Annotated in this window: 10 protein-coding genes; 5 read left to right on the top strand and 5 right to left on the bottom strand. The window is 58.9% G+C overall.

All coding sequences use genetic code 11. The features are described from left to right. The first annotated feature begins 265 nt into the window (after nucleotides 1-265). The 5 genes from ACR0FE_RS12370 (at nucleotide 266) to ACR0FE_RS12350 (ending at nucleotide 6,961) form a co-directional block, all read left to right on the top strand. Nucleotides 266-2,485, top strand: coding sequence for a protein kinase domain-containing protein (locus ACR0FE_RS12370; RefSeq protein WP_480912933.1), 2,220 nt, complete (start codon nucleotides 266-268; stop codon nucleotides 2,483-2,485). Nucleotides 2,486-2,694: 209 nt separating this feature from the next. Next, nucleotides 2,695-3,732 carry an FHA domain-containing protein gene (locus tag ACR0FE_RS12365; RefSeq protein WP_480912932.1) on the top strand — a complete coding sequence of 346 codons (1,038 nt, stop codon included), beginning with the start codon at nucleotides 2,695-2,697 and terminating at the stop codon, nucleotides 3,730-3,732. A gap of 3 nt (nucleotides 3,733-3,735) precedes the next feature. Next, entirely contained in the window at nucleotides 3,736-4,521 is a 786-nt protein-coding gene (locus tag ACR0FE_RS12360) for a PP2C family protein-serine/threonine phosphatase (protein WP_480523466.1), read from the top strand. 22 nt (nucleotides 4,522-4,543) lie between these two features. Beyond that, complete coding sequence (locus tag ACR0FE_RS12355; protein WP_480912930.1) at nucleotides 4,544-5,806, top strand: type 2 periplasmic-binding domain-containing protein; 1,263 nt, start codon at nucleotides 4,544-4,546, stop codon at nucleotides 5,804-5,806. Between the two features lie 45 nt (nucleotides 5,807-5,851). After that, nucleotides 5,852-6,961, top strand: a complete 1,110-nt coding sequence (locus tag ACR0FE_RS12350) for a transporter substrate-binding domain-containing protein (RefSeq protein ID WP_170611179.1) — start codon at nucleotides 5,852-5,854, stop codon at nucleotides 6,959-6,961. A gap of 470 nt (nucleotides 6,962-7,431) precedes the next feature. Here the strand turns inward: ACR0FE_RS12350 and ACR0FE_RS12345 are convergent, their stop codons facing one another. The 5 genes from ACR0FE_RS12345 to ACR0FE_RS12325 form a co-directional block, all read right to left on the bottom strand. Further along, a complete protein-coding gene (locus tag ACR0FE_RS12345; protein ID WP_480912929.1) occupies nucleotides 7,432-9,645 on the bottom strand; it encodes an NADP-dependent isocitrate dehydrogenase in 2,214 nt (737 codons plus the stop codon). 231 nt (nucleotides 9,646-9,876) lie between these two features. Beyond that, nucleotides 9,877-10,902, bottom strand: a complete 1,026-nt coding sequence (locus ACR0FE_RS12340; protein WP_480907880.1) for a trans-3-hydroxy-L-proline dehydratase — start codon at nucleotides 10,900-10,902, stop codon at nucleotides 9,877-9,879. A gap of 9 nt (nucleotides 10,903-10,911) precedes the next feature. Continuing rightward, the gene (locus tag ACR0FE_RS12335) at nucleotides 10,912-12,153 is read right to left on the bottom strand and encodes an NAD(P)/FAD-dependent oxidoreductase (protein WP_480912928.1); all 1,242 of its coding nucleotides are present in this window, start codon (nucleotides 12,151-12,153) and stop codon (nucleotides 10,912-10,914) included. Continuing rightward, complete coding sequence (locus ACR0FE_RS12330; RefSeq protein WP_480912927.1) at nucleotides 12,150-13,082, bottom strand: 4-hydroxyproline epimerase; 933 nt, start codon at nucleotides 13,080-13,082, stop codon at nucleotides 12,150-12,152. Before ACR0FE_RS12330 ends, ACR0FE_RS12335 begins: the two co-directional genes overlap by 4 nt. After that, on the bottom strand, nucleotides 13,073-14,032 hold the full coding sequence (locus ACR0FE_RS12325; protein WP_480912926.1) for a dihydrodipicolinate synthase family protein: 960 nt from the start codon (nucleotides 14,030-14,032) through the stop codon (nucleotides 13,073-13,075). The genes ACR0FE_RS12330 and ACR0FE_RS12325 overlap by 10 nt, the downstream gene beginning before the upstream one ends. Between the last annotated feature and the right edge of the window lie 61 nt (nucleotides 14,033-14,093).

Raw genomic sequence — 14,093 nt, 5'->3', positions numbered from 1 at the left:
TTCGTGGACCAAGAGCGTTTAGCGGACGATCAGTTCACACGCTTGACGAGCTGGAACACAACATATAGCCACAACACCCGCCTCTGTTACTGTATGTAGTTTTTGATCAAAAACGATCCTTAGTGAAGCCATCAGGTGGCCCCAATAAAGTCAAATTTGAAACGTCTAACCGTTCTCAAGTGTTCTGCGGTTGTTTCTGGTTGTGAGTTCGAGGGCCATTTGCCCGGTTGTCATTACGCCGCAAAGTTTAGAACGGGTGGAAAGAATGAGCCGCAACCAGGCAGTCGGTGCATCGCACGACGAACCGAAAATTGAAGGATTAGAACCGGGCGCAAAGCTGTTGCGCGGTCAGTATGAAATCCTTCGCTATCTCAGCAACGGCGGATTTGGGATCACCTATCTGGCGCGCGACAGCCTGGAGCGCGATGTGGTGATCAAGGAATGCTATCCCGGTGCCCTTTGCCGCCGGAATGGCGATCTGGTGGAACCCAACGACCCTTCATATCAGGAAGATCTGCGCGCGATCATCGACCTGTTCATTCAGGAAGCCCGCAACCACGCGCGGCTTGTCCACCCCAATATCGTCGATGTGCATCAGGTGTTCGAAGACAATGACACCGCGTATATCGCCATGGACCTGATCCGGGGTTGCGACCTGCTGGACTACGTCGAGAACCCGGAAAACGATGGCGGGCCCGACTTTATCGTTCAGGTCACCGAAAAAATGCTGTCGGCCGTGTCCTTCATTCACCAAAGCGGCATGTTGCATCGTGACATCTCGCCCGACAACATTCTTATCGACGAAAACGGCGATCCTGTTCTGATCGATTTTGGTGCGGCCCGGGAACAGGCAGCACATCAGAGCGCGGCTCTTCTGACGCTTCGCGTGATCAAGGACGGCTATTCCCCCCACGAATTCTATGTGCGCGGGGCCGAGCAAGGCCCAAGCAGCGACCTGTATGTTCTTGCGGCGACCCTGTACCACGCGATCAGTGGCGAACGCCCCATAGATGGCCAGACCCGCCTGAACGCCTTCAACAGCAGCCAGGATGACCCTTACACTCCGTTGTCAGGGCAATTTGAAGGTTATCCCGAGGGATTTCTGGAAGCGATTGACAAGGCGATGGAAGTTCACGCCACGGACCGGTTGCAAAACGCGCTGGAGTGGTTGCGGATGTTCCGTGGCCCGAGCGTGATGTTCGACAGCTTTGCCTATCGCCCTGTGTCGGTCATCGTCGGCATGGACCGCAAAGATGACGAGGAAGAAAAAGCCCGCATCAAGGCCGAAAGCGAAAATGCCGAGGCGGTGGTTACCGCCCTGCTCGCGGGCAACCAGGACATCGTCATCGGCAATGACGATGACAAAGATCTGGCCAAATTCGCGCCCAAGGCCGACGAGCCGGTTGCGGTAGACACCGTTGTACAAAACCGGTCAGGCGGCAGCGGCAAAATGATTGCCGGCCTTGCCGTAGTCGCAGCACTTGCGGCAGGTGGTTACATCTTTATGGAGAGCAACAAAGGCACCGATATCTCCAGCACCACGGAAACAGCCAAACCTGCGGCCGAAACGGCGGAACCTGCGGTAATTGCCGCGGAACCCGCCGAAGAAAAGACCGAAGTTGCAGCCGCCCCAGTCGAAGAACCCCCAGAGGTTGCGGTGCCGGTCAGTGCAGACACCACCGCAGTCGAGACCGTTCAGACCGAAACGGAAACAGCAGTTGTCACACCTGCCGAACCCGTCACCATACAGGAAGAAGACCCCCAGGAGCAGCCTGTCGAGCAGACACAGGCCAAACCGGCGGCCCTGAACGAGGCCGAAGCAAAGACCGCCGAGGGAACAGCGGAAACAGAAACACCCGCGGCCCCGGCGGCACCGGTTAACCTCGCTGAAACGCAAGTTGCATTCGCTCATTGGGACGTAGAAATTCCTTTTGCGACCGCCAAACGCCGCGCCTCAACCGGTAACGTGATCGCCGTTACCGAGGTTGATCCGTCGCTTGACATGGGCGTCATCGGTGAATGGGTCCAGCGCGGTGCCGCGATTTTCACACTGAATGGCAACCCAGTGCGCTCGGATGTGACGTTTGCCGCGCAAGTTCTGGATGACCTAAAGGTCGATCCGGACGGCTATATCCGCGTATCTGCACGCTATCGCCCATTGGGCAAGACCCGCGCTCAGAACGGATTGCTGGCGTTGCCTGCTCATCGCAAGCTCGGGCTGGAGAATGGGTTTGCCTTTGATATCCGTCACAACGGTGACGGCTGGCAGACGGTTGTCACCAGTGCCCCTGCAGGTGAAGCAGGCGGTCTTCGGCAAGGGGATATTCTGCGGAATGAAACGCATACCGGTCTGGCCATTGACGGCCCGGAAAGCCTGGATGCTGTACTGGCCGATCTGGTCTCGGAAAATCAGCCCCAGGCACGGCTGACTGTGTTGCGCAACGGTGCGGACACGTCTGCCACCATGCCTTTGGCGAGGGAGTGATCGGACAGTTCTAAATGTGATCTGCCAGTGTGTGTTTGCTGAGGGTCGCGGGCCAAATCCGCAACCCTGACGGGAACCGGCCCGTCGCGGAAAGTAAAGTTAGTTCTCTGGTTTCTCAAATCGTAGGTGCCGCTGCGCATGTTGCGCGGAGGTGAGTAGCAGCCGCGCGGGACAGTCGTCCTGTGCCCAAAGTCAAAGGTGTCGACACCATGTTCAAATATAAAAGCCCTCTCAGCCGGCTTCTCGAAGGTGCCGGCAAAGCAAGAGAAACCGAAACCGAAGACGTTGCCGCCCCGGCGGAAGAAAGCCCGGAAAACAAGCAGCCGATCGCGGACTTCAACGCACTGCGCGCGGCGTTGGGCGGTGGAAACCTCTCGGCCGAAAGCTATGAAGAAGCCGATGAACTGATCCCTGAAGAAAAGATGCCAGATTTCGCTGAAGGCGAAACTGAAGTGGACTCCTCGGATGGCGAAGCGCAGGACGCGGTCGCAGAACCGGAAGCTCCACAACCCGAAGAGGCACAGGACGATCAAGTTGTAACTCTGCACTTGACGACTGAAGTTACCGAAGTTGAGGCGGTTGAAGAAACCCCTGAGGCCGACGAAGCCGCAGTTGAAGTAATCGAAGACCCTGAAGAGCCGGAAATTCAGCCGGAGCCGGAAGCCGTGCAGTCACACGAACCTCAAGTGATGCAGGTCGCCGAACCGGAAATCGTCCAGGTGCCTGAAACGGAAGTTGCACAGGCCCCGGAGGTCGAGGAAACCCCGGCAGCGCCCGTTGCCGCCGATGATCGCCGCAGCCGCGTGAAGACAACCTTCCTGGGGTTTGAGCGTGCCGACACACATGTGCAGGATCTGATGGAAACGGCCGAACCGGTCGCCAAGTCCGAAGCTGCACAGGAGACCTTTCCTGTTGGCTGGCTGGTTGTCACGTCCGGCCCGGGTCGTGGCGCGTGCAGCACGCTGACCGAAGGCTTGATGCAGATCGGCCGCAATGACGATCAGGCCATTCAGCTGGACTTCGGCGACACAGGCATTTCGCGCAGCAACCACGCCGTGATCGCCTATGACCCCGAAGATCGCAAATGCTACTTGGGGCACGGCGGCAAGGCCAATCTTGTGCGCCTGAACGGCAAGCCGGTGCTCAGCACTGTGGCTCTGTCCAGCGGCGACCTGATCCGGATCAGCGAAACTTCGATCCGCTTCGCCGCCTTCTGTGATGACGGCTTTGACTGGCGGGATTCCTGATAGATGCTGGCGACCCCGGCATATGATATTGCACTGATCCTGGATCAGGGTCAGCGCGACACGCAGGAAGATGCGATTGCATCGCGCATGTTTGACGCGTGCAACGCAGGTTACGTGATTGTGGCCGACGGAATGGGCGGTCACGCTGCAGGTGAAATAGCTTCGGAGTTGGTGATCGCCGCCTGGCGCGGGGCACTGGACGCCGAGCTTGAGACGGACACTCCAAGCGAAGCTAACCTGATCGACGCCCTGCCTCTGGCCGCCATGCAGGCCAATGCCGCTATCGCCAACCACAGCGAAGAACAGGGCGACGGATTCAACATGGGCTCGACCCTGCTTGGTCTTCTGCTGCTGGGCCAACGCGCGTTCTGGATTTCGATCGGTGACAGTCCGCTTTATTTGTTCCGGAATGGCCAGCTGACCCAGATAAATGAGGATCACTCGATGGCGCCCGTGATTGACGCACAAGCCGCCGAAGGTGCTCTGACCCTGGCCGAAGCGCAGGCTCACCCTGACCGCAATCAACTGACTTCAGTAGTCATGGGGGCCGCTATTCCCAAAGTCGATTGCCCTGAACAGCCTTTGAAGCTGGAAGCCGCTGATATCCTGATATTGGGCAGCGATGGGCTGCAATACCTCAACGACGCGGAAATTCGGTCCATCGTGACCGACAATGCGCAGGCCTTGGCACAGGATCTGGCGGATGCGTTGCTTCGCGCCCTGCAAGCCAAAAACGACCCCGATCAGGACAACGTATCAATCGCCGTGGTGAAACCGGCAATACCCTAACACAGGCAAAGCAACAGGACCCATGAGAAACCATCTGATCATATCAAGTCTGGCTCTCGCAGCCGCGACGGGCGCGGCCTCGGCGCAAGAGGCGTGCAGTACCTATGAGATTCAGCGAGGCGACAGCCTGCGGGAACTAGCGATACAGGTCTATTCGACTGAAGACTATCGGTTTATCTACGACGCGAACCGGGATGTCATCGGCTCGAACCCGAACATCATTCGGGTCGGCGATATTCTGACTTTCCCCTGCCTTGAAGAGGTCGGACGCGAGGCAGCAGTGCCGGATACCGAAGCCGGACGCATCGCCGCGGAAATGGCTGCTGAGTTGGTGAAAGCCGCAGAAGAGCGGGCCGAAAAAGCCATTGCCGACTCCGAAGCCCGCGTTGCAGCAGCCGAAGCCGAGGCCAAGAAGGCCAGCGAAGACGCTGTGATCGAGGCCAAAGCAGCGGCCAAAGAAGAAATTGAAGCCGCTCGCGCCGAAGCTGCAGCGCTGATCCGCAACGCTGGCGACAATAAGCAGCCCGAGGTTCGGGATCGCCAGATTTTGCTGATCACCGGCGGAAATTATGCACCCTTCACGGATGAGGCGCTGCCGAACCGCGGGCTATATACCTATCTGGTCGAAACCGCGATGCTGCGGGCCGCGCCCGAGCAATCCTACAAGATCCAGTTCGTCAACGACTGGTCGTCGCATCTGGATCTGCTGATGCCGACGCTGGCGTTCGACGCGACATTCCCCTGGTCGCGCCCCAATTGCGAAGAGGCCGAAGCCCTTTCGGACAAGGACCGTTCGCGGTGTGAGACCTACAATTTTTCCAACCCATTCTACGAGGTTGTTGACACCTTCTTCGCCCGCGAAGGTTCGGGCTATGAACAGACACTGACCTACGCGGATTTCGCGGGCACCACGATCTGCCGCCCCGAAGGCTGGTCTCTGTCGCACATGGATACGGTCGGCCTTTACGAGCCGGCGATCAAGTTGATGCGTCCGGTTTCGCCGGATGACTGCTTTCACGCCGTCATGGAAGGCACCGCCGACATCGTCGCCATCGAGGCACACCTGGCGGTCGAGGCAATCGGTCGGCTGGGTTACGAACACCGCATCATCGAAAACCCCAATCTGGCGGCGATCAAGTCGCTTAACATCATGACCCACAAGGACAATCCTGACGGGGAGGCAATCCTTGAGACGCTGAACCAGGGTCTGGCAATCATGCAGCAATCGGGCGAATGGCGCGACATCGTGTCGACCGCCCTGCGTCACCAAATGGAAAATGGCTAAGGCCGCAATCGGCCTGACTCACAAGAAAGTCTGGAGGAAGTGGACATGTTTAATATTGATCTGAAGAAAGTGGTAATGTCGGCCACCGCCGTCACAGCACTGAGCGCAACCGCGGCGGCGGCACAGGAAGCCTGTACCAACTACACCGTCGAGGATGGCGATACGATGGCAACCATCGCCATCGCGGCTTATGGAACGTCGAACTATCAGCCGATCTTCAACGCGAACCGCAACGTTATTACGAACCCGAACGCACTGGAGCCGGGCCTGGTTCTGGCCCTGCCCTGTGAGGACGGCAGCCTGCCCAACGGTCAGACCGCACAGGAAATCATCGCGGCGGAAGAACAGCGCGCGGCCAGCGTAAAGCGGTCGAGCGTCTACCAACCGCCGATCAAACTGGTCACCGGCAATGGCTGGGCACCGTTTGCCGATGAATCGCTGAACGGCGGCGGTGCAATCACCCGCCTGGGCACCACTGCCCTGCAGCGTGGCGGCAACGCCCGCGACTATTCGGTCAGCTTCGTGGACGACTGGAACTCGCACCTGGAAACGCTGCTGCCTTTGGGGGCGTTTGACGTATCCATGGCGTGGAACATGCCCGACTGCACCAACCGCACCTACGAATGGTCGTGGGAAACTGAAGTGCGCTGCACCCAGTTCGACTCGTCCGTTCCGGTTTATGACATCGTGGTCGGGTTCTACACCCTGCCGGAAAGCAGCTATGCAAGCGCGACAACTTTCGAAGAGCTGAAAGGGTCCACCATCTGCCGCATGGACGGCTGGTTCATCCACGATCTGGAACAGGAAGGCCTGCACAACGGCGAATCCATGACCCTGATGCAACCCATCACCGCGCGCGAATGCCTCGACGCTGTTCTGACAGGTACCGCCGACGTCGCGACGTTCGAAGTTCAGTTGTTCTCGGACACCATGGTCGAAATGGGCCTGAACCAGAACGACATGGTGGAAAACCCCTTCGTGACCTCGCTGTCTTCGCTGCGCTTCATCAGCCACCGGAGCAACCCGTTCGGCAAGCAGTATCTGGCGATGCTGAACAAGGGCCTGAACGAAATGCGTGAATCCGGCGAATGGTACGCCATCGTTTCTGACACGCTGCGCGAGCACAACGAGAAACTTATGGCAGCTTCGAACTGATCCCTCGGTTCAGCTGATACACTGGGGCCGGTTCCGCAACCGGCCCCTTTTTTGTTCGTGATAACCCAGTGCCCTGGCCTGGACATGGTGGTTGGGCGCCGCATCACGGAACTGAAAGAAGCCTAAGCTGATCGCCTTTTTGTCCTTTGTATCCGGGATTATTCTGGACACGGTGACCGTCGGACGGCGGGAAATGAAGCGGCTGCATTATCTCAGCCTGCCAGCACCAATATCCAAATAACGGCACTCGGTCTGCTTTCGGACGGGCAAAAAACTCCCCAACTACGGGAAATCCCCAATATCGGAAGCTGCCGGGTTTGATATTCTGACCCCAACAGCACCGGTGAGGCCTGAGCCTCTCCACTCACTTGAAAAGGGACTGACTTTGGGGGTCAGTCCCTTTTTACTTGGCTCATTGGATATTTACTATCCGTAAAGGGCCGCACAGGTACGCACGGCCCTGGATAGTTTTACCCGATAATGGCGTTCAACGTCGCGCTGGGGCGCATGACCGCGGCTGCCTTCGTCGGATCTGCGTGATAGTATCCACCCAGATCGGCGGGCGCGCCTTGCGCCGCAGCCAGTTCGGACAGGATTTGCTCTTCCTTGTCGGCAAGTTCTTTGGCAACCGGGGCAAATTCGGCGGCCAGATCGGCGTCATCGGATTGCGCAGCCAGCGCCTCGGCCCAATATCGTGCAAACCAGTAGTGGCTGTCGCGGTTGTCGGGCTGGCCAACCTTGCGGCTGGGCGATTTGTTGTTGTCCAGAATGCCTTGCGTCGCGGCTTCGGCTGCAGCACCCAGAACCCCGGCCTTAGTATTGCCCTTGCTGTCGGCCAGGAAGTTCAGCGATTCACCCAGCGCACAGAACTCACCCATCGAGTCCCAGCGCAGGTGGTTTTCCTCCACCAACTGCTGCACGTGTTTGGGCGCCGAGCCACCCGCACCGGTCTCAAACAGACCGCCGCCATTCATCAGTTTGACGATCGACAGCATCTTGGCCGACGTGCCCAGTTCAAGGATCGGGAACAGGTCGGTCAGGTAGTCACGCAGGACGTTGCCGGTGATCGCGATGCTATCCTTGCCTGCTGTAATGGTCTCCAGCGACTGACGGGTCGCCTCACGCGGGGCCATGATCAGGAACTTGTCCGCGACGCCAGCCGCCTCAAGCGCCGGTTTGACGTATTTGATCAGCTCTGCGTCATGGGCGCGGTTTGCGTCCAGCCAGAAGATCGCCTCGGAACCGGTCAGGCGCTGACGATCCTTCGCCAGCTCAATCCAGTTTTCGATCGGAGCCATTTTGACGGTGCAGGACCGCCATATATCGCCCTTTTCGACCTCATGCGAATGCAGCGTCTCACCATTGGCCAATACGATATGGATCGTGCCATCGGCGGGTGCTTGGAAGGTGGTCGGGTGCGAGCCGTATTCTTCCGCCTTCTGCGCCATCAAGCCCACATTGGCCACGGCACCGGCAGTTGCCGGGTTCAGCGCGCCGTTGGCTTTGAAGAAGTTGATGGCCTCATCATAGACGGGCGCATAACAGCGGTCGGGAATCACGCAGTTGGTGTCACCCTTCGCGCCGGTTTCGTCCCAGCCCTTGCCGCCTGCACGGATCACGGCGGGCATCGACGCGTCGATAATCACGTCCGACGGGACGTGCAAGTTGGTGATGCCCTTGTCGCTATCGACCATGTACATCGACGGACGGTCCGCCTTGATCGCGTCGATCGCGGCCATGATGTCGGCGTTGCCCTTCACGCGATCCAGAAGATCACCCAGACCAGAGTTCGGGTTCACGCCCAAAGCGTCCAGTTCCGCGCCAAACTTCTCGAACACCGGTGCCAGCCATGCCGTGACCGCATAGCCGAAGATGATCGGGTCCGAGACCTTCATCATCGTCGCCTTCATGTGCAGCGAGAACATGGTGCCATCTTTTTTAGTGTCCTCGATGGCGTCCGCCAGGAACGAAGACAGTGCCTTGACCGACATGAAGGTCGCGTCGGCAACAGTGCCTTCGGCCAGAGGCCAGGCATCTTTCAGAACGATCACGCTGCCGTCCTTGCCAACAAATTCGATCTTGGCATCACCCGCCTGAGCAGCCGTGATAGTTGCCGATTTCTCATTCGCATAGAAATCGTTGTCAGACATGGAAGACACTTTGGTTTTGCTGTCCGACACCCACTCACCCATCGAATGCGGGTTCTTCTGAGCGTAGTTCTTGACCGCACGGGCCGCGCGACGATCCGAGTTGCCCTCACGCAGTACCGGGTTAACAGCCGAACCTTTGATGGCATCATAACGTGCGCGGATCGCCTTTTCCTCGACAGTCGAAGGCTCTTCCGGGTAGTTCGGAATATTGTAGCCCTGCGATTGAAGCTCTTCGATGGCTGCAACCAGCTGCGGGACCGACGCCGAGATATTCGGCAGCTTGATCACATTGGCATCCGGCGTCTTCACCAGCTCACCCAGAGCGGCCAGATCATCGGTGATGCGCTGATCTTCGGTCAGGTTCTCGGGGAAAGTTGCCAGAATGCGGCCCGCCAGCGAAATATCCTTGGTGCCGACACTCACGCCAGCGGCCGAAGCGAACTTGCGAATGATGGGCAGGAACGATGCGCTCGCCAGCTCCGGCGCTTCGTCTACAATGGTATACAATATATCGAAGTTCGATTTTTCTGCCATATTCCCTTACCTTTTTTAAGCCTTTCAGGGGCGTGCGATCCAAGAGTTGATGCCACATCAACGTGGCGCGGCAGGGGCACGATCAGGATGCTGCCCCTTGGTTACTCTGATTTGACAGGGCCTCCCATAAAACAGGATGGCCCCGGGATCAATCACCGGAACGCGCGCAAATTGACACGGGGTTGGGTGAACCAGATGAAACGGCGCAGAAAAAGGGTCGGCCTTGCTGCCTCAGACGCCCCAGGTGTCGCTCAGACGATAGCCGCCCGGCCAAGGGTCATCGGGATCCAGCATGTGTTGGTGAATGCCGGTAATCCAGCCCTGGCCGCTGATCTCCGGGACAATAGCCGCGCGATCGCCCAGCCGTGTTGCCTCGACGATTCGACCGGTAAAACGCGAACCGATGATGGAAATGGCTTCGAACGTTTGGCCGACCTGCATCTGTCCTTTGGCGGCCATCAACGCCATGCGTGCCGAGACCGCCGTGCCGGTGGGTGAGCGATCGACTTTACCCGGTTGAATGGCCACGGCGGACTTGCCGCGCACCCCTTCGGGAGCTTCCTCCAAAGGACCGCAGAAGGCACAGAAGGAGATGTGATCCCAATCCGGGTTTTCGGGATGGGAAAAACCAATCTGTTCATTCGCCGCATTTGTGATTGCAACACCCATACGCGCGATATCACGCGCCTCGTCTTCGGTGATCTCAAAGCCCAGAGCGGCGGCATCGACGACGACGAAACTGTCCCCTCCAAAGGCCGTATCGACCTGCAACGTTCCCACGCCCGGAACTTCGAGTGGAACGCCAAGCTTGTCGGCAAAGCTGGGCAGGTTCTGCACAAAGATACGTCTGGCCTTGCCGCCCTCGCACTCGGCCCGGACACGGACCAGGCCGCCGGGCGCCTCCAGCGTCAGATGGGTTTCGGGCTCCTGCATCGGGACGATGCCGCCATCCAGCAACACGGTCGATACGCAGATCGAATTCGATCCGGACATCGGCGGCGTATCTTCAGGTTCCATGATGATGAATCCCGCATCAGCGTCAGGATGTTTGGGCGGCACCAGCAGGTTTACATGCCGAAACACTCCGCCCCGCGGTTCGTTCAGGACAAAATTTCGCAGGGTCTGATCTTTTGCGATGAACGAACGCTGGTCCCACAGCGTGTCGCCCGGCGGCGGCGCGACACCGCCAACGATCACATCCCCGACCTCGCCTTCGGCATGGGCTGAAATCACATGAATTGTCTTCACGCTGCGCATGAGGGCTCCTTAAAACCGGGTAGCAGAAAAAGGATCAGGGGAAATCTCAGGAGTATCATCGACAAGGATGTCGGCGACCATTTCAGCGGTCCCTGCTGACTGCGTCAAACCCAGATGACCATGGCCAAACGCATAGATCACATTGCGGGAACGGCGTGCAGGGCCGATCACCGGAATACTGTCCGGTAGCGACGGGCGGAATCCCATCCATTGCGTGCCACCTTCGGTCCTGAGCCCCGGCAGGAACTGCGTCGCCTTTTGCAAAAGGGTGTCCGCCCGCCGGAAGTTCGGCGGCAGTTTCAGCCCACCAAGCTCGACAGCACCCCCGATGCGCACGCCGCCGTTGATGCGACTGGCCACGAATCCGTGGCGGGAAAAGGTCAGATGCATCCGCAGATCGAAGGCGCCCTCGGGCAGGGTCGTGTTATACCCGCGCTCGGTCTCCAGCGGGATGTGATCGCCCAGAGTGCGCGCCAGTTCATGCGACCACGCACCGGAAGCGACGACAACCTTGTCGGCCTCGACTGTTCCACCGGCATGGCTCAGTTGCACCGATGTGTCCCGGGGAATAACGGCGCTAATTTCCATTTGCTCGATCCGGCCGCCGCGATCCAGAAACGCTTGCGCCAGATGGCCTACCCAAGTTTTTGGATCGACCGTGTTCATCCAACCCGGTGTGAAACCGGCATGAGTAAAGCGGGGGCTGAGACCAGGCTGCAACTCGGCAATGGCTTCACGGTTTTCCAGCAGTTCAAACGCGATCCCGTGACGGCGGCGTGTTTCCCATCCGGGCAGGCTGGCACGAAACTCTGCCTCGCCTTCGTAAAGCTGCATCTGACCATCCCGCTGAATCAGCGCCTCGCCATCGACGTCCGAAATCAGACGCTCCAGCGCAGCGCCCGACAGGCGCATGAGGCCCGCCTGTGCGGCCAGAAGCTCGTGATACCGGCGCGGACGGCTGGCCTGCCAGAACCGCATCATCCAAGGAATGATCTGCAGGGCATAGGCAGGGGGAATTGACAAAGGCCCCAGCGGATCCAGCAACCATTTAGGTGCCTTGCGCATGATGCCCGGCGTCGCCAGCGGCTCGACCTCGGTCAGGGCAAACGCTCCGGCATTGCCGGCAGAAGCCTGCGCCGCGACGCCTTCGCGGTCCAGCACGCGGACATTATGACCCCGACGCTGCAGCTCAAGCGCAGTTGTTATGCCGATGACACCGGCACCGATTATCACCACGTCCGAATGCGTCACGTCGCAATCCCGTCTTTGAACGGATCATTTTCGGCAAAGATCAGCTTCGCCTCGGCCATGACATGGGCCTGCCCGGTAATCGAGGGTATGACACCTCCATTCGGGCCCGGCTGATAAGACAGGCGATAGGTGCTTCCGATCACAGATTCCTGCACGATCTCCTCGCCCGGGGCCAGTTTTCCATCCGCCGCCAAACAGGCCAGCCGTGCCGAACTACCGGTGCCGCAGGGCGAGCGGTCGTAATTGTCATCCGGACACAGGACAAAGTTGCGGCTGTACACACCATCCGTCGAGGACGTTCCCTGAAAGATTACATGATCAACCGGTTCACCCCGTTCGCCGCCAATACCCTGCGCGATCGAAGCCTCGCGGATGGCGACGGCCATGTTCGTCAGCTTTGCGATATTCCCGACACAAACCGGAATTGGACTGGGATCGACAATGAAGAACCAGTTGCCACCATAAGCCAGATCGCCCGTCACTGGCCCGTTGTCCGGCACGTCCAGGGTGGCTGAGCGCTGTACCCGGCGGCTTTCGATGTTTGTGACGGTCACCGTGTTTGCGTCATGCAATTCGACCGTCACCACCCCCGCAGGAGTTTCGATGCGATGGGTGCCCTGCCCGATCCGACCCAAGTGGGCCAATGTCACGGTCAGACCAATGGTGCCATGACCACACATGCCAAGCACCGCGTCTACGTCAAAATAAATCACGCCGGTCACACAAGTCGGATCAACCGGTTCGACCAGCAATGCGCCAACCATGGCCGGTTGCCCGCGCGGCTCGAGCATGATGGAGCGGTAAAACTCCTCATGCTCGGTCGCCAGTCGCCGGGCTCGTTCGGCCATGGCGCCATTGCCCAGATCAGGTGCGCCATCCAGGATCACCCGCGTGGGCTCGCCCCCGGTATGGCTGTCGATCACATGCATTCAGCGATCACCCCGCCCTGCGCTGACCAGTCGGCGAACCAGCTTTTGAACAGTTCATACTGCTGTTCACAATAGTTGCGCTGTGCATCATTCAACTCATCGCTTTCGTTAAAGTGCAGGCGGTATTCCGGTTCACCGTTCAGCACTAACAGATGCTTGTAATAGAGCACCAGATCGGGGCCTTCGTCAAAGCTGGAAAGAACATGGAACGCCTCGGTCAATTCCTGAGCGCGCAAACGGGCCTCGGCGCTTCCGGTGGCGGCTTTTTGCGACAACGCCGCCAGCAACAGCGCCTCGCGCGGCAGCGCATTGCCGATTCCGGTAATCGAACCAGTCGCGCCACAGTTTACAAAGCCATGAAAGACTTCGGTATCGACGCCTACCATCAGGGTCACATTGTCATCCTGACTGGTGATGTTCTCTGCTGCGTAGCGCAGATCATCCTTGCCACCGAATTCCTTGAACCCGATCAGATTGGAGTGTTCGGCCCGCAGCGCAAAGAACAACTCGGCGCGGGTGGCGAATCCGTAATAGGGGCTGTTGTAGATCACGGCAGGAATGTCGGGCGCCGCAGTCAGAATATCCCTGAAATGGTTCTTCTGCGCCGCCGGCGAACTGCCACGTGACAGAACGCGCGGGATCACCATCAGGCCGGCGGCGCCCACTTTTTGCGCGTGGGCGGCATGGGCCACGGCGGATTTTGTGTTTATGGCCCCGGTGCCCACGACAACCGGAAGTCCGGCGGCAACCAGACGCTCGACCCCCTCCATCCGCTGTTCGTCGGTCAGCAGGGGCCAATCCCCCATCGAACCGCAATAGACAACCGCCGACATCCCTGCATCGATCATCTCCTGACCCTTGCGGACCAGTGCGTCATAATCCGGTTTGCGGTCCGGTGTGCAGGACGTCATGAGGGCGGGCATGGTGCCGGTGAAGACATTTTTTGGCATGGGGCAAATCCTTTGGAAGCAGCGTTTCGTACGGCAGGAGGAAATCAGGTCAGAGCCGTTT

This window comes from Ruegeria sp. K7 (assembly GCF_056531785.1).
Note: the sequence above shows the minus strand (reverse complement) of the source record. Positions and strands in the feature narration are given on the sequence as shown.